Raw genomic sequence first — 17,334 nt, 5'->3', positions numbered from 1 at the left:
AGCCGTCGTCCGGGCAGATCAACGGTAGCTGATCGACTTCAGCTTGATCTCGTTGCCGGCCTGCACATCAGGCGTATAGTTCACGTCCTTGGCGACACGGGCGATCGTGACCATGTGAAAGAGCGGCGCGATGTTGACCGTATCGACGGCGATGTACTTGAACGCCTGCTGGAACAGCCTCTTGCGCTCGTCTCCGGTTGCCTTCGAGCCATCGGCGATCAGCTTGTCGAGACCGGCGTCCGTAATCGTCGACTGGTTGCCATCGGTGGTGAAGCGGTTCGGCAGCGTGAACACGGCATCGCCCTCGGCGTTGTCGATCTGCGTCTGCAGGATGGAAGGCTGGCGGTCCTTGCTCCAAGGCTTCAGCAGCCGCTTCAGCCACGGGCTTGTCTCGAGCATTTCAAGCCGGGCGTTGAAACCGGCATCCGCCAGCATGGCCTGAATGGCCTCCAGGCTTTCGGACGAGTTCGGATAGATGCCGATGCGGCCGTAGATGACGATCTCCTTGCCGACCGGCACGCCATCCGCCTTGGCGGATGCAAGCAGGGACTTCGCCTTTTCCGGATCGTAGGTCCAGACCGGGATGTCGGGATTGAAGCCGAAGACCGAAGGTGGCACGACCTGCATCGCCTTTTGAGCGTCCTTGTGGAAGATCGTTCCGATGAGACCGTCCCTGTCGATCGCAAGATTGAGTGCTTCGCGAACGCGCTTGTCGTTGAGGGGCGCGATCTGCGCGTCGATCCTCAACAGCGACGTCTCGGCATTCGGGAAAGCATGATCCTGTCCGGTCGTGCCGTCCTGGGGTGCGATTTCATAGGCGATCTGCGCTTCGCCGGTGTCGACCATCGCGGCGCGCACCGCGGACTCGGCGCGCCAGATGATCGTCGCGTTGCGAATTGCCGGCTTGTCGCCCCAATAGCCTTCATAGGCCACCAGACCGACGGACTGGCCGGGCGTCCATGCGACCAGCTTGTAAGGTCCCGTTCCGGCCGGCGTGCGCGTCTTGGTGTCGCCAGGGGTTGCCGGCGAACCGATGTCCAGCGCGGACATCTTGTTCGGCAGGATCGGCTCGACGACGTCCGTCTTTATGAGGAGGGTCGTCGGGTTCACGGCTTCTGCATTGAGTTTGAGGCCTTTCAGCGTGGCGAGCCCCACTTCGCAGGCCAGCGCCGGATCCTGGCCCCGCTTCAGAGCCGCGATTACCGCATTGGCATCGAACGCCTTGCCGTCGTGGAAGGTCACGCCTTCGCGCAGCTTGAACTCCCAGGTCAGGCTGTCGACCTGCCGCCAGCTGGTGGCGAGGCTCGGGACGACCGAACCATCCTTGGGGCTGAGATTGACGAGCGCTTCGGTGATGTTGTTGTGCAGAATGCGTGAATTGCCCGAGAGGTCCGTATCGCAGGGATCGAGTGATTTCGGCTCGTCCGTCACGACGACCGTCAGCCTGTCCGGGGCCGCGCGAGCGGGAATTGCGACGCTTGCCGCCAACGACATTAAAAGCCCCATGCTCAACGCAGGGATAGCCGTGATCTTCTTCATGAAAGCCCTCCTCCAAATCCAAACGAGCCGCATACGGCGCCTCGGTGATCTTCTCCTCAAAGTCATCCGGGTCCGCGGGAACGCCTCGCGCTCAAATGGCTTTACTTCCTCCTGCAAGTGCGTAGTGTCAAATATGACACTTGCGATGCCAACATGCTCGTTCAATCTCAAGAAGTCAAGATAGGTAATCCGCATATGGAATCTGAAGTTCATGAATGAACCGAAGCATGGCTCCCCGGTGGTGGAAAAGACGGCGCATCTGCTTGAGGCGGTTGCTGACGCGAAGACCGGCATTTCACTCGGCGCATTGGTCGAGCAGCTCGGGGTGCCTCGTTCGACCGTATATCGCATCCTCAATTCACTGACCGCACATGGACTTGTGGCTCGGGTAAATGGCGGGGCTTCCTACGAACTGGGGCCGAAATTCGTGCAGCTTGCGCGGCGGATTTCGCCCGGTGCGGATAGGGTGACGCTGATCGAGGCGGCGAGGCCGGTTTTGGCGGCCGCGGCCGACAGGATCTACGAATCCTTCAGGCTGGCGGCACCCGAAGGCCATGAAATGATGACGATATTTGCGGCCCCCAGCCCCGGCGACTACGCTCTGTTCATCAAGGTCGGCGGCCGTTCACGCAAGCATGTCGGTGCGGCCGGCAAGCTTGCCCTGGCGTTTTCCGACTACCACGAGATCGAGGCCTATTGCGCCGGCGGCCTGGAGGCCCGGACGCCGTATACGATCACCGATCCCGAGACGTTGAAGGAGGCGCTCGCGGAAATTCGCCGCAGCGGAAGTGCGGAGGACAACCAGGAATCGAACCTTGGCTTGCGAGCTTTTGCTGCCCCCATATTCGATTCCGCAAGTCGCCTGGTCGCCACCGTCAGCGTGCCGTTCATCGGCGAGGCGACGCCGGAGCGTGCTCGATCAATCAAGCGCGAGGTCGTCGACGCCGCTGCCATGGTGATGAAGGTCATCAACGGCGTTCATCCAATGTCCAAATAAGAAGCTATAAATTCTCTATTGAACTATCGCGCCGTTATGCTAGATCTCGCAGCCAGACAGACGGAGGTTATCATGACGGCTTTGGACTCATCGGTTCACGCAAAGCTTTTGCGGACAAATTCGGCGAGCCTGAGTAGCTTGCTGCTGAAGCGTGGGCTCAGGAACACCGCCGTGCGTGGCGTGCGACCGCTCGCCGGCGCCGACAGGCCGATGATCGGCCCGGCTGTCACCGTTCGCTACATTCCTGCCCGGGAGGATATCGACGGCTCGACCTACAGTTCCGATCCGTCCAATCAGCAACGCAAGGCGATCGACACGATACCCGAGGGGCACGTCCTCGTGTTCGATTGCCGCTCGCTGGCGGAGATTGCCGGGATTGGCGCGATGCTGGCCCGGCGCCTCGTCTACCGCGGATGCGCTGGCCTTGTGCTGGATGGCGGCGTTCGCGATACGGCCGATATCGCCCAGCTCGGGCTTCCCACCTATTGCATGGGGCCGGCGGCGCCGGCCAATCTGGTTGCCCACCATGCCTCCGACATGAACCAGCCGATCGCCTGCGGCGGTGTCGCGGTTTATCCCTACGACATCATCTTCGGCGACAGCGAGGCTGTCATCGTCATCCCCCGGGAATATGTGGACGAGATCGCTGACGAGGCCATTGAAATGGAGGAGCAGGAAGAGTTCCTGAAGCTGGAGATCGAGTCAGGCAAATCGACACTTGGCGTCTATCCGCCAAACAAGGAAACGCTTGAGCGGTTCGAGGCTTGGCGCAGGGCCCGCATTGAGGCCGTTTGACGCCGGTGACAACGTTCAGTGAGTTCGGCGTAGCTCGCTGGAGCGACGACGATGTGGTTGAAATCAAAGCCAATTTAGACGTGCATCAACCGATTTTAGCGGCGTTGTTCTGAAAAACGGCGCGGTTCTCCTGGATTTCAGGCGGAGCCCCAATCGATTGCCGCTTGATGAGTGTGGTCGCAAGCACCCGGCAGCGTGGCGCATCGCCCACCCCGGTAATGCGTCGGACAAGGATTTGCGCGCTTTCGAAGCCGAGGTCGTAGACCGGCTGGGCGATCACCGTAATCGGCGGGCTGGTCACACTCGTCCAGTCGGCATCGTGGAAAGCGACAAGCGACAGGTCTTGAGGGATGGACATGCCCAGTCTGCGAAGGGTCTTGAACACTTCAAGCGCCACCACATTGTCCGACGCGAGTATGGCAGTCGGCCTGTCGGGGCCCTGAAGCAGCTCGGAAATGATCTTGTCACCCTCGCCGCGTCGGTTGGCACCCAGCCGGATATAGCGCTCCGGATGCTCGATACCGGCAGACAGGCTTGCCGCGACGACGCCTTTTATTCTCTCCATCACCGTGCTCAGATTGATCTGGTGCGGTCCCCGGTAGATCGGGTCGTCCGACTCCGTGGCGGAGATGTAGGCAATACGGCGATGGCCGGCTTCGATCAGGGCTCGCGTGGCGGCCTCGGCCGCCTGCCGGTCGTCCGTAACGACGGCGTCGACCGCGAGATCCGGGATGGTCCGGTCCAGAAGGACGAGAGGTCGACCGGATCGCTGGACCTCATGCAGGTGCTGCGTCTCATATACCGAGGCCGGCGTAACGATCAGTCCATCCACGCGCTTGCCCATCAGGACGCGGACGGCGGCCTTTTCCTTGGCGGCATCCTCGCCGGAATTGGACAGAATGACATCAAACCCGGCAGCCCGCGCCGCATCGCTGATACCGCGCACGGCCTGGCCGAAATACGGGTTTTCGATGTCGCCAACGACAACCCCAATCGTCTTCGATTTTCCGGTCGTCATGCTGCGTGCAAGCTCGTTGGCCTGATAGCCAAGCCTCTTCGCGGCCTCGTGGACCTTCTCCTTCACGACGGGGCTTGCGGTACCGTAGCTACCCAGAACGCGTGCGGCGGTCGCCTTGGATACACCTGCGCTCTGCGCAACGTCCGAGATGGTGACAAGCCGCTTTGACGTCGTTCTCTTCATCATAGGTCCGTGACATAGGCTGAGAAAAAAACGGCGTCAAGAAAATCACACCATTGACATGTGAGACCGGTCTCAAATAGGCTTGATACCGGTCTCACATGGAGAATGCGAGGTTTTTTCGCCTCGAACCGACGAGCCCTACGGCAATCAAGGACGAAGGAACATGCAGTTGACGACCTCATCTTCCAGCCAGCGGATTGCCGTCATCGGCGGCGGTATCTTCGGTGTTTCCTCGGCGGTTCATCTGGCTCGGCTGGGCGCGCAGGTCACCTTGGTCACGGAAGCGGTGTTCGCCAGCGGGGCGTCGGGCCGGTCGCTGGCATGGCTCAATTCGGCACGTTTCCGTTCCGCCGAATATCACCGTCTACGGGTCGTCGGCATCGATCGTTATCGGACACTGGCAAGCCGCAATGAAGGCGCCGCCTGGCTGCGCTTCGAGGGCGGTTTGACGTGGGACGCGGATGACGCGTCGAACCGGATTGCGGAAGCCTACGCTCACGAGCAGTCGATCGGTTATGACTGCCAGCTCCTTGGCGCCTCAGAAGTGGCGAAGGTCACGCCCGGTATCAATGTGGCTGCGATTTCGCGCCAGGGCGCGATTTTCAATCCGGGTGAGGGCTGGGTGGATCTGCCTTCCCTGATCGACATCCTCGTGCGGGAATTCAAGGCACTCGGCGGTCAGGTGGTAACCCATGCCGGCAAGGCCGTCGTCAATATGAAAGCCGGGCGTGCAGCCGGGGTCTCGACTGCAAATGGCAACCATATAGAAGCGGACGCGGTTCTCATTGCCACCGGTGCAGCCGTGCCGGAGATGGCACAACAGGTTGGCCATGCCATTGCCGATGGAACGCCGATCGCCCTTCTTGTCAAATCGAAGCCTTTCAGGTCCGCGGTGCGCGCGGTCCTCAATACACCGAACGTGGCGCTGCGTCCGACGCCGGATGGTGCGGTCGTCTGCGATTCCGCGTGGTCGGAGGAAGAACTCAACAGCCGCTCCGATGGGGCCTACGAGGTGAAGGAGGAGACGCTTCGGCGTCTTCTTTCGGAAGCCTCGAACGTGCTCGAAGGCAACCCGGCCCTCGAACTGGAAAGCTATCACTGCGGCCCGAAGCCCGTACCGGGTGACGGGGAACCGGTGATCGGTCCGCTCGAGGCCATCCCGGGCTATTTCGTCGCCTTCAGCCACAGCGGCGCGACACTGGGCCTGATTGCCGGTGAGCTCATCGCCCGCGAGATCGTGACCGGGGAGGCGAGCCCCCTGCTTGCGAATTTCCGGCCGGCCCGGTTCGCGCAGAAAAGCCGAGCGTTGGCGTCGTAAGCTGAGCTGCAGGGAGGAGATTGCAGATGACGGCGAAGGGAAAAAAATCGGAGATGACCGATCCGGAAATTGCCGTCGAATTGTCCGGTGTCGACAAATGGTTTTCCGTCCTCCAAGTGCTGCACGACGTCAACCTCACCGTTCGGCGTGGAGAGAAGGTTGTTGTTTGCGGTCCCTCGGGTTCAGGCAAGTCCACCATGATCCGTTGCATCAACTACCTGGAAAAGCACCAGAAGGGCCGCATCATCGTCAACGGCACGGAGCTGACGGACAACAGGAAGGTCATCGACCGTGTCCGGCAGGATGTCGGCATGGTGTTTCAGAACTTCAATCTCTATCCGCATCTCACCGTTCTCGAAAACTGCATACTGGCTCCCCGTTGGGTTAAGGGCGTTGCGAGAAAGGATGCCGAGGCCGTGGCGCGAGCCTATCTGGAGCGGGTGCGGATTCCCGATAAGGCGGATTTCTATCCAAGCCAGTTGTCCGGCGGGCAGCAGCAGCGAGCGGCGATCGCCCGATCGCTCTGCATGAGCCCGAAGATCATGCTGTTTGACGAACCGACCTCGGCTCTCGATCCGGAGCTCGTGCGCGAGGTGCTGGAAACGATGGCGCAGCTGGCGAGCGACGGCATGACCATGGTGTGCGTCACGCATGAAATGGGTTTCGCGCGGCAGGTGGCGGATCGGGTGGTGTTCATGGACGCGGGCAGGATCATCGAGACAGCACCGCCGGAGGAGTTTTTCAGCAATCCGAAGGAGAGCCGGACAAAGGCGTTTCTCAGCCAGATACTGCACTAGCGGGTCTGATTTTCTGCATCCGGACCGGTTGCGGCAAAAAGCATACGGACGGGCAAACGTTCGGTGGGCAAAACAATGAAACAAAGGGAACGACTGTCATGTACACATCCATCAGCATGCTTCGCCGCACGGCCGTAGCTTTCGGCGCTTTTGCCGTCCTTGCGCTTCCAGCGCTGCCCGCCACGGCTCAGGCCGTGCCCAAGGCGATCAAGGATGCCGGCGTGATCCGCATCGGTGTCAAATGCGATTCTCCTCCATTCGGGGCTTCCGGCACCGACGGCAAGCCGGCCGGCATCGAAATCGAGATGGCGAAGCAAATCGGCATTGCCGCCTTCGGGGCAGCCGAAAAGGCGGAATTGAGTTGCGTGGCGACGGACGCCCGTATTCCCTCCCTCACGGGCGGAAAGATCGACCTGATCATTGCGACGCTCGGCAAGACACCGTCGCGCGAACAGGTGATCGATTATTCCGATATCTACTATTGGGGCAGCAGCCGGGTGATCGTACCGAAGGACAGCAAGGTTCAGAAGCTGGCCGACCTCGACGGCAAGTCGGTGCTCATCATGAAGGGCGGTTCGCAGCTGAAGTGGCTGAAGGAACGCATCCCGAGCCTGGAATTCGTCCAGCTCAACACCAATGCCGACAATCTGCAGGCCCTGCAGCAGGGCCGTGCCGACGGATATGTGGGCGACGCAATCACCATCGCGACACTTGCGGGCAACTATCCGGAATTTCGTACGCTGGAAGAACCCGTCGATCTCGGCTTCAATGGCGTCGGCGTCCGCAAAGGGGAAGACGAGCTCAAGGCTTTCGTCAATGGCGTCCTCAAGAAACTGAAGAACGAGAAATTTTACTCGAAGACGGTGCCGACCTTCGTCAAGGATCCGATCGTCGCGACGGAAATGGTAAAATCCTTCGAAACGGATCCGCCGGCCGCAAAGTGAGCGAACCCGGTCCTGACGGTTTCGACCGCCAGGACCCCATGTTCACCGGTGTTTTCGAGCAGGATGACGGCCATGGACTTTGCTTATATTCTCGAGGCCCTGCCGGATCTGATGACCGGCCTCAAAACGACGCTGATCGTCAGCTTTCTCGCAATATTCCTGTCCTGCCTTATCGGCCTGGTGGGTGCGGTGTTGCGAAAAAGCGGGATCAAGCCTCTGCAATATGCCGTCACGGCCTATGTCGAATTCATTCGCGGCACGCCCTATCTCGTGCAGATTTTCTTCATCTTTTATGGCCTTCCCAGCCTCGGATTGCGCTTCAGCATCTTCTGGTCCGGGGTCATTGCGCTGACGGCCTGGGCAAGTGCCTTTCAGATCGAAAATTTCCGCGCCGGTCTCGCGGCCGTCGGCAGCGGAATGCATGACGCGTCGGCGTCGCTCGGCCTCAAGCGCTGGCAACATTCGATATTCATCATCCTGCCTCTGGCGACCCGCGCCGCTCTGCCGTCGGCGATGAATACGATCGTGGCGACGGTGAAGAATTCCGCATACCTGCAGGCGATCGGCCTGGTGGAGCTGACTTTTGTCGCCGTCGACCGGATCGCCTACGATTTCCGGGCAATCGAGATGTTCGCCTCGATCTGCGTGATTTATCTGATCTGCGTCTTCACCATTTCTGGCCTTGGCTACATGGTTGAACGGCGTCTCAGCCGACCTTTCGGCGGGAGGTAGACGATGCTGCTTCTGGAATTCCAGTCTTTCTTGTTGGACGGCCTCCTGAATACCCTGTTTCTTTCCTCGGTCATGATCGCCGGCGGCACGTTCTTCGCGGTGATCTTCGCCGCCGGTCTTTCCGCTCAATCGGGGTGGCTGAGAGGGCCTGTCTATGCTCTCGTCGAATGCCTTCGCGACATTCCGCTGATGGTCACGGTGCTGATGGTGTATTTCGTGCTGCCGCATGCAGGCCTGTCGCTCAATCCGTTCTGGTCGAGCGCACTCAGCGTGTCGGTCTGGGGCGGGGCGAACGGCGCGCATATTATTCGCGCCGGCCTGCTGTCGGTGCCGAGCGGCCAGCGGGAAGCGGCCCTGTCATCCGGCCTGCGCGGCTGGAAAGGGTTGTTCCTGGTCATCGTCCCGCAGGCGATGCCAGTCATTCTGCCCCCTTATGTCAGCCTCGTCACCAGCCTCACCCAGGCGAGTTCTCTCGGCGCGGTCCTCGGTGTCAACGAACTGTTGCGCTCGGCGCAGATACTAATCGAACAGACGACCATCGCGCGCGGAGGAAGCCCGGCCTATCTGGTCTATGGCTCCATTCTTGTGGTGTATTTCGCTCTCTGCTGGTCGATCTCTGCCTTGGGCGCGAAGCTCGAGCGGCATTTCGCGAAACCATACCAGCGGACCAATGGCAAGACCGGGCTTGCACGGCCGACGGTTGTCCTGCAGATCAGCACGACCTGAACTGGCGTCCTGTGCTTGATATCGTGCAGGCCGAAATCTTCGGCGCACCCAGAAAAGCGACTTTGGTCGTTCACCGCGATGGCCTGTTCTAGGGCCCCCTTTTCAGAGAGTTTTGAGGCGTACGATCAAAGTCCCTGAGCGGCGGAGTGCGGTGAAGGCAGCGCCGAGCGCGATGATACCGAGACCAATCATCAGGATCTGATTGTATCCCCCCCACAACGGCTCAAACATGGATATCAATCCTGCCGCGGTGATCGTTGCCATCCGGTGCTGCTTGGCCATCGGGCCGGAGAAATCACTGGGATTGCCCGTGGCCCGGCCGAGTTCCCTGACGTAAGCCGTCAAGACGGCAAACGCGCCGGCGGCCCAGCCGAGGCCGGGCATGCCGATCCCATATCCGACGCCTGCGAAGATCAGGAGATCGGCGATGCGATCCGGGAATTCGTTCCAGAACGGACCGTCCGGCTCTCCCTTTCCGCCTTCGACGGCGACCATGCCGTCGAACAGATTGCAAAGCAGCCGGCCCTGGCAGCAAAGCACGGCCAGCAGCAGGCAGGCAATGCGCGCCCAACCGGCCGTCTGTCCCGCCATATAGAAGGCGCCACCGGCAAGTGCCGCCGCAACCATGCTGGCCTGGGATATCTGGTTAGGGGTGATGGTTTTCGACGCCATCCATCGCGCGATCGAGCCTGCCCAGCGGGTGTTGCGGCTTGCCAGCGGCCGCCTGTCGCCTGTCTCGGTCATGTCCCGGCACCTCGTCTTGCGGAAATCGAATAATTGTAGATCGCGGCGTAGCTCGTCGATACCAGGAGCGGAACTGCGACGGTCTTGAGGATTTCCGGTGTGCCGCTCGCCGCATGGATCGCGACGAGAACAGCGGTCGAGCCGAGGCAGGCAATGAGCGGCGGCGCCCATAACCGTGTCAGGGCATCAAAGCGCTTCGAAAGTCCGTCGATCACCGATTTCAGGAAGAGCGTCAGGCAGGCAGACATCACGCCCTGCACCAGGCCGGAATAAAGCGGTCTTGGCATTGCATAGGCGCGATTGGCAAAGACGGCCCAGCCGCCCATGGCAAGAAACGCGAACAGGACATGCACCGTTCCGCTGCGTGCAAGTCGTTTCAGCGCATCCGGCATCACAGCGACCACCAGTAGCGCACGATATGAAAGAAGATCGGCGCCGAGAAGACGACGGAATCCAGCCTGTCGATCAGGCCGCCATGACCTTCGATGAGATTGCCCCAGTCCTTGACGCCGCGGTCCCTTTTGATCGCCGACATCACCAATCCGCCAAAGAAACCCATCAGCGTGATGATGAAGGCGAGGAGCCCTGCCTGAACAGGTGTGAACGGGGTTATCCACCAGAGGGCGGCACCGATCAGAGTGGCGCTGATCACGCCGCCGACAAAGCCCTCGACGGTTTTGGATGGCGACAGTTTCGGTGCGATCTTGGTGCGCCCGAACAGCTTGCCCCAGACATATTGCAGCACGTCGCTCAGCTGGACGACGATCACCAGGAAGGCGATCAGCAGCACGTTGCGACCGTCGTAGCCCGGTATGTTCAAGGTCAGCAGCGCCGGGACGTGCGAGGCGCAGAAGACGCAGATCATCAATGCCCACTGCACCTCCGCAATGCGGATCAGAAAACGCTCCGTATCGCCCCTGAGCACCGATATGATCGGCATCAGCAGGAACGCATAGACCGGAATGAAGATCGAGAAGATGCCGTATTGTTCAGCCCAGAGCAGATAATACTGAACCGGCACCACGACGAAGAAGGCGGCCGCCAGTGCCCAGTGATCGGCCCTGCGGGTATTGATGAGGGTCACAAATTCCCGGAGTGCGGCAAAGGAGCAAAAACCGAATAGAACGAGAACCCCGATACGGCCCGCCACGAAAGCAATGCCGATTAGGATAACCATGATCCACCAGGCCTTGATCCGGGCATTGAGGTTTTCGATCGCCGCGTTCGAACCGTTTGGCGAGAGGCGTTGCTGCAGCACGTAACCAATGGCCGATGCAAGAATAAGCACGCCGAAGATACCAGCCACCAGCGTCAAGAGATCGGAACTCGCGGCATTCATTCACCACTCCCTGCAGGCTTGGGGGACAGAGCTAGAAGAGCCGTCTGCATGCGTTCAAGGAAAGCGTCCTTGGCCTCATCCGGCGCCAAGCGCAGGGCGCTACCGAAGGTGACGGTGCAGATCAGTGGTATCGGGACGATCTCCCCTTTTGGCATGACCCGGTTGAGATTGTTGATCCAGACCGGGACCAGCTCGATGTCTGGGCGTGCCGCCGCCAGATGAAAGATGCCGCTTTTGAACGGAAGGAGAGGGGCGTCGGACTGGTTGCGCGTACCTTCCGGAAAGAGGATCAGCGATGAGCCCGCGTCGATCGCCGAGGCCATCTGCGTGACGGGATCCTCAGTCCTCTTGTCTTTCTCCCTGGCGATCAGAACCGCATTGAAGACGTCGCTGCCGATGAAGCGATTAAGCGGCGATTTCAGCCAGTATTCAGCGCCGGCAACCGGACGGGCCTGACGACGGAGCCTTGGCGGCAACACCGTCCAGACCAGAACGAAGTCACCATGGCTGGAATGGTTGGCGAAATAAACGCAAGGGCGGGACGGCAGGCCCTCCTCGGGCCAGATGGCGCGAACCGCCGTGACAGCACGGGCAAACACGACGATCGCCGCCGCCGCGGCCTTTGTTATAAAAGCCTTCATTCGTCCCCCGGTCGACGTGAGCGATAACGCCGATCAGACTCTAGCATTGTCACAGTCGGAAGAAAGGGACTTTGGAACATTCCAACGAAAAACAGCACCGATGTCGTCGCACTCTTTCCCGTTGAACAGTCTCGGTCATCCGGACACCGGAAATCCACCCGGATTGCTTCGAGAACTGCGTGGAAGTAGTTATCCGCAAGTAGCTCTTCGCTGCAAAAACGTAGCACATCAGGGTGAACGCCGCGGCTTGTCAGGTTGGCTCTCAACTCTAAGGCTCGGCGTGTAGCTTGCGAAAGTGTTTCGGCGGCATCGACGGCGTCGAGTTCGACTGAAGCCTCACAGCCAGCCCGGCAAATGCCAAGGCGCGGTTAAGATTCAGCCTCATCGGTTCGAAGCGCTCTGGGTCTCTGGCGAACGCTCGGGTTTCATCGCCTTACGAATGAATGCAATGATGTGGGTTCGCTGCTGGCGATTGTTCTGGTCAGACGCAAACGCATTGTACAGTCTTGTGGCGCTTGGTTCTTTGCGGATCAGTATCAACGATCTTGACTGTCGCCAGCAGGGGTCCAATTTCAGAGCCAGTCAGGCCGTAGTCGGCATCTCCCAAGGCATCAGCAATTGCCTGCAATTGCGACTGCGTGAAGGTTTTCATGTCCACTCTCCCTTTGCATATACGCGCTGGCAATTTCGAAGACATTCATGAGCGCGCGAATACCAGCAACGGTCCGATCTCGTGGTCATCGGCCGCTCTAAGTGCCGCGACGTAGCGCGCACGGGTCTCGCCAGCATCGATCAAGTTCGACCGACCCCATGTAAAGGGCGGCCGTCCGAGCTGGCGGGCTAACATGTCGCCGACCAGACGAGAGAACCGCCCATTTCCGTTTGGGAAGGGATGGATGGCAACCAATCGGTGACTGAATCGGACGGCTATCTCGTCGGGTGGGTACGTTCCGTGCTCGACCCAATAGCGGGCATCTTCGACTGTATGCCTGACATCCATCGCGATGCGGTAGGCATCAACGCCGATGTTCCGGGCTGTCATGCGGTACTGCCCTGCCCAGCGCCACACCTCGCCAAACATGCGACGGTGCAGTTCGTTTAGGAGATCCTGGTCAAGGACGTCACGCTTTCGCGACGTAGCCCAACGCAAGCCTTCGCCAATGTTGACCTGCTCGGCCTCATTCAGTTCATGCCGCAGGGTGATGTAGGACGGAATGAGTTGCTCTCGTTCCTCAGCGGTCAACGGCGTATTGGCTTCGTCATCGTCCAGAAAGAGAGGATCGTCTTCCATGAGCTCAATCGTCCTCCCACAGGCGTCGTGGTGAGTCAGCAAGCATTGCATCGACCAGCCTGCGACGTTCCTCCTCGAGATCCGATCTGAGCAAGGCCTGATTCTCCAGCTGCATCGTGTGATCGAGTCGGGCCATGTCCTGCCCCGCCTTTTCTGCCGCCCGCTCACGAAGGATAAGATCAAGCGGTTTGGCCGGGACGAAAGCGTATACAAACGTGCAGTTCATTGCCGCCGCTGCTTCGCGTAGCGTCTTGATCGTCGTTGCGCCGGAAACCTCAGCCTTCTCTATGGCCGAAATTCGAGAGGGTGCAGCGCCCATACGAGCTGCTAGCTGCCGGGTGCTCATGCCTAGTGCTTCACGGATGGCTTTCATCCAACCACGAGGCGGGGTCATGAGGTCAAGCTCGCGCAGCGGTGCGAGACGACGTTCGAGTTGTTTGCGAGCGAGTGCAGTCTGCCTTGCGTTCATAAACTTATGTCCATTTGCGCCAAAAAAATCACATATATAGGAGCATGTATCCGATGATAGATCACTTATATCAGAGCGGGGCGGGAAAATAAAACATAAATACATGAGCACGGGATAAAGGCGTTTTGAGACGACTTCGTTAGTCGAACGGCGAGATTGGAGACAGCTCGGTAATTGATAACCCTGACCCGCCGGCTCCTCTAAACAGCAAAAAGCGGCCATTCGCTTGTTCGAGCGCCTCCAGAGCGTTGAAGCGGTGCGCGAGTTATCCGGGCGCTCCTCCTTCCAGCCAAGACCAGCCGGCGTCAAGCGAAAGATCGGCAGGCCGTGCTCTGCGATCGTGAACTCGACGACCTGCCGCCCAAAATGTGCTGGCGGGAATGGATGCTGCGGGTCGAGGCGGTCGTCTTTGCTTCGGCCGAGCCGGTCAGCCGCGAGACGCTGGCGCGGGTGGTCGGCAAGGATTGCAGCATCGACCTGTTGATCGACGACCTTATCGAGGAGTTGCGTGATCGGCCGTACGAACTAATGTCGGTCGCCGGTGGTTGGCAGCACCGCACCCGGGCGCGGTTCGCGGAGACCATCCGGGCCTCGTCGGCGCCGACGCGGGGAGGGGCGGCGGCGCTGCCGGACTTCAAGGCGATGGTGCTGATGGCGGTGGGATATTCCCAGCCGATCACCCGCGGTGAGCTGTCGAAGGTATTGGCAAGGAGGTCAGCCGCGATACGATTGCGGCGCTGCGGGGTGCGGGCTTCCTCGCTTCCGGTCCGCGCAGTCCAACGCCGGGCGCCCCTATACCTTTTTGACGACCGAGCACTTTCTTTCGGCCTTCGGCATGGAAATCAGGGGCTGTCTCACTCTGCTGGTTCGTTTCCTGCTTCGGAAAGTTGTACGTCACGAAAGCGCCCAGTATCGAAATGAGCAGGATGAACAGTGGCCGATTGACCGGAATGGCATTGTCGAGAGCGGCCGCTTTAAACAAAGACCAGTACAACAGAAGGCACACCAGGACATTGAAAAAGGTCGAGAGGATAATTGTGACAAAGAATATCACTGGCGATATCAACTCGTTCTTTCGCTCGCTGGGAGCGGCGAGGACCGCCCCTACCATCACCAATATCCAAGGAGAGTAGATACTCGCAAGAGGTGCTTCGTACTTCTCCTGGATTTTTGACTTCCAGTCTGCCGGTACCAGCTGCCCCTGTTGCAATTGGCCAGTTGCACTCACCAGGTAAGCGGGCTGTCCTCGCAGATGGATGAGTCCAGTAACGTATATTGTGATGGAGATGAACAGGAACGCGATTCAGATACTGCAAAGTATCACTTGGCAGTTGATCCTTTTCATGGCGGTGCCCCAATCCTCGTTGCAATATTGGTGGGTAATACAGCCGCTGTTCCGTCACTGCCGTCTGCTCCGGGAGCACCATTGCCTCCCGGCGCCCCTCCGGGGCCATCGCGACCTCTTCGCTCGGACACTCGTCCCTCACAGACCGCGTTGCCAACACCACCCGCGCCCCCCAATCCCCCCTTGCCAGGCTCGCCCGGATTTCCCCCAGATCCACCCGTGCCGCCACCAAGTGAATACAATATTTTGAAGTTTTGCGACGGTGATTGGACCGTAAACGCAAGTGAGCCACCTTGCCCTCCGGTACCGCCTGGTCCGCCGTTTCCGCCAACGCCACCAAAGCCTGAACCGGTCCGGCAGGCCAGCGGGATCCCGAATGCACTATTGGCGACTGCTTTCTGTCCCTGTGCGTCGCCGCCGCCATCTCCTCCGTTCTGTCCTTCTCCGCCGTTTTCACCGTCTTCGCCGATGAGGTCCACTCTCAGCGTTCCTGAAGCAACGCCATCGACCGCGAGCACGAACGTTCCCCCCCCCCCGATAGACCAGGTCTGCCTGGTTTCCCTGGCGACCCCTGCGCTCCCGGCAAACCGGGAGAGCCGGGAGTTGGCCCAGGGCCTGCCTTCGGGGCCGGCGGTGGCGGCAGAGTGATCTGGCTCTCCCTGGAGGGCTTGCTGAATGAGATCACATGCAAGCTGCCGTTGATCGCGAGATTGCCCTTGACGATCCAGCTCAATCGGTGACCGTTGGTCGTGATCGTATCGTCCCCGTCGATGACAAGATCGCCCTCGGTTCTCCAGTCTTCATCACCAGAAAGAACGACGCTCTCCCGAAGAGCGCCCACTGTTCGTACCCCTGCCAGCGCGCTCGATGCGAACAGGGCCAGTGCGAAAGCGGGTGCAACCTTCATCAAGAGCATCGCTCATCCCCGAAATAACAGTCCCCTCGATCACGGGAATATTTCAGTCAACTTATCCTTGCAAGAAAACTTATAAAAATCGATCGTTTAGCTTGTCTTGATGTTTGAGCTTTCTTGCCGGCGCTACAAACGCCGAGCGATCCATGAGTATTTTATCCACAACATTATGCTTGTGGTTGCAGAGAAATTCTTCGAGCGAATCGAATCCCATGCAAACTCTAAGCAACAATGTTGAGGACGCTTCGATGAAGATAGCATCGAAAGTGGGAGTGTTCGTATTGCTCCCATCACTTATTTCAGGGTGCGTATCTTCCCCAGAAACCGTAACTGCTGCCTACGGGCCATCTCCGATTCTACAATATTCGGAGGTAAGATCATCAACTTATAACTATGCAAACGTCCGCAATTCACTGGTGCAGCGGGCGGGATATTCGCTAACGAGTGCCGTCGATTGGTATGAGGTAACACGTGCAGGGTTCGACTACGTTGACGAGCAATGCAACGCCTACCTAGGCGCGCTTTACCGTCTGAGGCGGGACCGAGACTCGACGAAAGCGCAACTGAACGCCATCGGCAATTCGACGACGGCCATTCTTGGTTTCACTGAGGCGGCCCAAAAGGCCATCCTGATCACAGCGGCGTCTTTCGGCCTCGCTGCTCAGCTCTCCGACAATGCCAGTTCGTCGCTTTTGTTCGCGATGGATCCATCCGATGTACAGATGCTCGTTCGCAACCAGGCAGATGCCTATCGGGCCGGAGCCGCAGCACAACGTCTGAACTATGATTCGAGCAATGCGGCCATGGAAGGCGTCCGAGGCTATCTTAATCTCTGCCTGCCGGTTTCAATTGAAGCGCAGGTCAAGGCGGCATTGCAGGGTACGCTATATGTCGCCAGGACCACCGGCTTTGGGGTTCCGTCCCTCAGCCGCGTGCAGACCGCAAGCGTCAACATCGCTACGATCAACCCCACAACACAAGAAATTTCGCGCGGCAGGATCTACGTTCCGCCACCGATACCCGTTGACCAGCGCTCGCCGGGCCTGATGACGGGCGACTTATATATCACGAGGTCGGAAATGAAGGGTCTGCAGAGCCGACTTTGTGTCAAGGATGACGGGGAGATCGGCGGCCCACTGAGCGTGACCAGAGAGGCGATCAAGTCGGTCCAGCGCTTCAACCTCAAGCCAGCGAATGGCAACCTCGACGCAGGTACCAAGCAGTCGATCGCTGAGATGCAGGCCTGCGATACATCGAAGCATCAGAATACCTACGAGCATCTTGCGCTGAAAGACGATCTCGAGACGGCGACGTTAAAGAAAGCTCTGAAAGGCTATGTCGAGGCCAAGGGCGTGCCATTGGACACGGCTCTCAAGGACAACATGGCGAAACCTGAATTCCTGACTGGCGCTATCCTCACCGCGGATAATCGCAAAGTCATGCTCGCCATCCAAAAATCCAAAGGGGGTATGATCGCAGACGGCCGATACAGCCCGACGATGCGAGACCTTCTTGATCCCTACTTCAAATAGGAGAGACTGGC

The 17,334-nt window shown here is 59.4% G+C and carries 18 protein-coding genes and 2 pseudogenes; 10 read left to right on the top strand and 10 right to left on the bottom strand.

Features of this window, described 5'->3' with window-relative positions; genetic code table 11:
- Window positions 1-18: 18 nt before the first annotated feature.
- Window positions 19-1,539 carry an ABC transporter substrate-binding protein gene (locus ABCW43_RS17615; RefSeq protein ID WP_345926736.1) on the bottom strand — a complete coding sequence of 507 codons (1,521 nt, stop codon included), beginning with the start codon at window positions 1,537-1,539 and terminating at the stop codon, window positions 19-21.
- 211 nt (window positions 1,540-1,750) lie between these two features.
- Between ABCW43_RS17615 and ABCW43_RS17610 the strand changes: the two genes are divergently transcribed.
- Together ABCW43_RS17610 and ABCW43_RS17605 are read left to right on the top strand one after the other, a co-directional pair.
- A complete protein-coding gene (locus ABCW43_RS17610) occupies window positions 1,751-2,536 on the top strand; it encodes an IclR family transcriptional regulator (RefSeq protein ID WP_345926734.1) in 786 nt (261 codons plus the stop codon).
- Window positions 2,537-2,608: 72 nt separating this feature from the next.
- Window positions 2,609-3,331 carry an RraA family protein gene (locus tag ABCW43_RS17605; RefSeq protein WP_345926732.1) on the top strand — a complete coding sequence of 241 codons (723 nt, stop codon included), beginning with the start codon at window positions 2,609-2,611 and terminating at the stop codon, window positions 3,329-3,331.
- An 85-nt stretch (window positions 3,332-3,416) separates the two neighbouring features.
- Here ABCW43_RS17605 and ABCW43_RS17600 read toward each other — a convergent pair whose 3' ends face one another.
- On the bottom strand, window positions 3,417-4,535 hold the full coding sequence (locus ABCW43_RS17600; protein ID WP_345926730.1) for a LacI family DNA-binding transcriptional regulator: 1,119 nt from the start codon (window positions 4,533-4,535) through the stop codon (window positions 3,417-3,419).
- Window positions 4,536-4,701: 166 nt separating this feature from the next.
- Between ABCW43_RS17600 and ABCW43_RS17595 the strand changes: the two genes are divergently transcribed.
- The 5 genes from ABCW43_RS17595 to ABCW43_RS17575 all read left to right on the top strand — a co-directional run bounded on the left by ABCW43_RS17595 (window position 4,702) and on the right by ABCW43_RS17575 (window position 9,049).
- The gene (locus tag ABCW43_RS17595; RefSeq protein ID WP_445738971.1) at window positions 4,702-5,850 is read left to right on the top strand and encodes an NAD(P)/FAD-dependent oxidoreductase; all 1,149 of its coding nucleotides are present in this window, start codon (window positions 4,702-4,704) and stop codon (window positions 5,848-5,850) included.
- A gap of 26 nt (window positions 5,851-5,876) precedes the next feature.
- Entirely contained in the window at window positions 5,877-6,647 is a 771-nt protein-coding gene (locus ABCW43_RS17590; RefSeq protein WP_345926726.1) for an amino acid ABC transporter ATP-binding protein, read from the top strand.
- A 98-nt stretch (window positions 6,648-6,745) separates the two neighbouring features.
- Window positions 6,746-7,591, top strand: a complete 846-nt coding sequence (locus tag ABCW43_RS17585) for a transporter substrate-binding domain-containing protein (RefSeq protein ID WP_345926724.1) — start codon at window positions 6,746-6,748, stop codon at window positions 7,589-7,591.
- Window positions 7,592-7,663: 72 nt separating this feature from the next.
- Complete coding sequence (locus ABCW43_RS17580) at window positions 7,664-8,323, top strand: amino acid ABC transporter permease (RefSeq protein ID WP_255742465.1); 660 nt, start codon at window positions 7,664-7,666, stop codon at window positions 8,321-8,323.
- Between the two features lie 3 nt (window positions 8,324-8,326).
- Window positions 8,327-9,049 (top strand): amino acid ABC transporter permease, encoded by a 723-nt coding sequence (locus tag ABCW43_RS17575; protein WP_345926721.1) that lies wholly within the window; start codon window positions 8,327-8,329, stop codon window positions 9,047-9,049.
- 102 nt (window positions 9,050-9,151) lie between these two features.
- Here ABCW43_RS17575 and ABCW43_RS17570 read toward each other — a convergent pair whose 3' ends face one another.
- The 8 genes from ABCW43_RS17570 to ABCW43_RS17535 all read right to left on the bottom strand — a co-directional run bounded on the left by ABCW43_RS17570 (window position 9,152) and on the right by ABCW43_RS17535 (window position 13,533).
- Entirely contained in the window at window positions 9,152-9,793 is a 642-nt protein-coding gene (locus ABCW43_RS17570; RefSeq protein WP_345926719.1) for a CDP-alcohol phosphatidyltransferase family protein, read from the bottom strand.
- Window positions 9,790-10,185 (bottom strand): hypothetical protein, encoded by a 396-nt coding sequence (locus ABCW43_RS17565; RefSeq protein ID WP_345926717.1) that lies wholly within the window; start codon window positions 10,183-10,185, stop codon window positions 9,790-9,792. The genes ABCW43_RS17570 and ABCW43_RS17565 overlap by 4 nt, the downstream gene beginning before the upstream one ends.
- Complete coding sequence (locus ABCW43_RS17560; protein WP_345926715.1) at window positions 10,185-11,132, bottom strand: phosphatidate cytidylyltransferase; 948 nt, start codon at window positions 11,130-11,132, stop codon at window positions 10,185-10,187. The genes ABCW43_RS17565 and ABCW43_RS17560 overlap by 1 nt, the downstream gene beginning before the upstream one ends.
- A complete protein-coding gene (locus ABCW43_RS17555) occupies window positions 11,129-11,773 on the bottom strand; it encodes a lysophospholipid acyltransferase family protein (protein WP_345926713.1) in 645 nt (214 codons plus the stop codon). The genes ABCW43_RS17560 and ABCW43_RS17555 overlap by 4 nt, the downstream gene beginning before the upstream one ends.
- On the bottom strand, window positions 11,770-12,000 hold the full coding sequence (locus tag ABCW43_RS17550) for a hypothetical protein (RefSeq protein ID WP_345926935.1): 231 nt from the start codon (window positions 11,998-12,000) through the stop codon (window positions 11,770-11,772). The genes ABCW43_RS17555 and ABCW43_RS17550 overlap by 4 nt, the downstream gene beginning before the upstream one ends.
- A gap of 254 nt (window positions 12,001-12,254) precedes the next feature.
- Window positions 12,255-12,425 (bottom strand): hypothetical protein, encoded by a 171-nt coding sequence (locus ABCW43_RS17545; protein WP_345926711.1) that lies wholly within the window; start codon window positions 12,423-12,425, stop codon window positions 12,255-12,257.
- A 45-nt stretch (window positions 12,426-12,470) separates the two neighbouring features.
- Window positions 12,471-13,064, bottom strand: a complete 594-nt coding sequence (locus ABCW43_RS17540) for a mobile mystery protein B (RefSeq protein WP_345926709.1) — start codon at window positions 13,062-13,064, stop codon at window positions 12,471-12,473.
- A 4-nt stretch (window positions 13,065-13,068) separates the two neighbouring features.
- Window positions 13,069-13,533, bottom strand: coding sequence for a mobile mystery protein A (locus ABCW43_RS17535; RefSeq protein WP_345926707.1), 465 nt, complete (start codon window positions 13,531-13,533; stop codon window positions 13,069-13,071).
- Window positions 13,534-13,750: 217 nt separating this feature from the next.
- Between ABCW43_RS17535 and ABCW43_RS17530 the strand changes: the two are divergent.
- The 3 genes and pseudogenes from ABCW43_RS17530 to ABCW43_RS17520 form a co-directional block, all read left to right on the top strand.
- Window positions 13,751-14,017 (top strand): annotated as a pseudogene (locus ABCW43_RS17530) (hypothetical protein); the annotation flags it as partial.
- Window positions 13,900-14,374 (top strand): annotated as a pseudogene (gene scpB / locus ABCW43_RS17525) (SMC-Scp complex subunit ScpB); the annotation flags it as partial. The pseudogenes ABCW43_RS17530 and scpB, both read left to right, overlap by 118 nt.
- Before the next feature lie 1,665 nt (window positions 14,375-16,039).
- Window positions 16,040-17,323, top strand: a complete 1,284-nt coding sequence (locus tag ABCW43_RS17520) for a hypothetical protein (protein ID WP_345926703.1) — start codon at window positions 16,040-16,042, stop codon at window positions 17,321-17,323.
- Window positions 17,324-17,334 lie beyond the last annotated feature (11 nt).

Source organism: Neorhizobium tunisiense, assembly GCF_039631515.1.
Classification (GTDB): Bacteria; Pseudomonadota; Alphaproteobacteria; order Rhizobiales; family Rhizobiaceae; genus Neorhizobium.
Note: the sequence above shows the minus strand (reverse complement) of the source record. Positions and strands in the feature narration are given on the sequence as shown.

What these genes read in the sequence shown, in the direction of transcription:
- ABCW43_RS17615 (WP_345926736.1), bottom strand. Translation starts at nt 1,539, where the DNA reads ATGAAGAAGATCACGGCTATCCCTGCGTTGAGCATGGGGCTTTTAATG.
- ABCW43_RS17610 (WP_345926734.1), top strand. Translation starts at nt 1,751, where the DNA reads ATGAATGAACCGAAGCATGGCTCCCCGGTGGTGGAAAAGACGGCGCAT.
- ABCW43_RS17605 (WP_345926732.1), top strand. Translation starts at nt 2,609, where the DNA reads ATGACGGCTTTGGACTCATCGGTTCACGCAAAGCTTTTGCGGACAAAT.
- ABCW43_RS17600 (WP_345926730.1), bottom strand. Translation starts at nt 4,535, where the DNA reads ATGATGAAGAGAACGACGTCAAAGCGGCTTGTCACCATCTCGGACGTT.
- ABCW43_RS17590 (WP_345926726.1), top strand. Translation starts at nt 5,877, where the DNA reads ATGACGGCGAAGGGAAAAAAATCGGAGATGACCGATCCGGAAATTGCC.
- ABCW43_RS17585 (WP_345926724.1), top strand. Translation starts at nt 6,746, where the DNA reads ATGTACACATCCATCAGCATGCTTCGCCGCACGGCCGTAGCTTTCGGC.
- ABCW43_RS17580 (WP_255742465.1), top strand. Translation starts at nt 7,664, where the DNA reads ATGGACTTTGCTTATATTCTCGAGGCCCTGCCGGATCTGATGACCGGC.
- ABCW43_RS17575 (WP_345926721.1), top strand. Translation starts at nt 8,327, where the DNA reads ATGCTGCTTCTGGAATTCCAGTCTTTCTTGTTGGACGGCCTCCTGAAT.
- ABCW43_RS17570 (WP_345926719.1), bottom strand. Translation starts at nt 9,793, where the DNA reads ATGACCGAGACAGGCGACAGGCGGCCGCTGGCAAGCCGCAACACCCGC.
- ABCW43_RS17565 (WP_345926717.1), bottom strand. Translation starts at nt 10,185, where the DNA reads ATGCCGGATGCGCTGAAACGACTTGCACGCAGCGGAACGGTGCATGTC.
- ABCW43_RS17560 (WP_345926715.1), bottom strand. Translation starts at nt 11,132, where the DNA reads ATGAATGCCGCGAGTTCCGATCTCTTGACGCTGGTGGCTGGTATCTTC.
- ABCW43_RS17555 (WP_345926713.1), bottom strand. Translation starts at nt 11,773, where the DNA reads ATGAAGGCTTTTATAACAAAGGCCGCGGCGGCGGCGATCGTCGTGTTT.
- ABCW43_RS17545 (WP_345926711.1), bottom strand. Translation starts at nt 12,425, where the DNA reads ATGAAAACCTTCACGCAGTCGCAATTGCAGGCAATTGCTGATGCCTTG.
- ABCW43_RS17540 (WP_345926709.1), bottom strand. Translation starts at nt 13,064, where the DNA reads ATGGAAGACGATCCTCTCTTTCTGGACGATGACGAAGCCAATACGCCG.
- ABCW43_RS17535 (WP_345926707.1), bottom strand. Translation starts at nt 13,533, where the DNA reads ATGAACGCAAGGCAGACTGCACTCGCTCGCAAACAACTCGAACGTCGT.
- ABCW43_RS17520 (WP_345926703.1), top strand. Translation starts at nt 16,040, where the DNA reads ATGAAGATAGCATCGAAAGTGGGAGTGTTCGTATTGCTCCCATCACTT.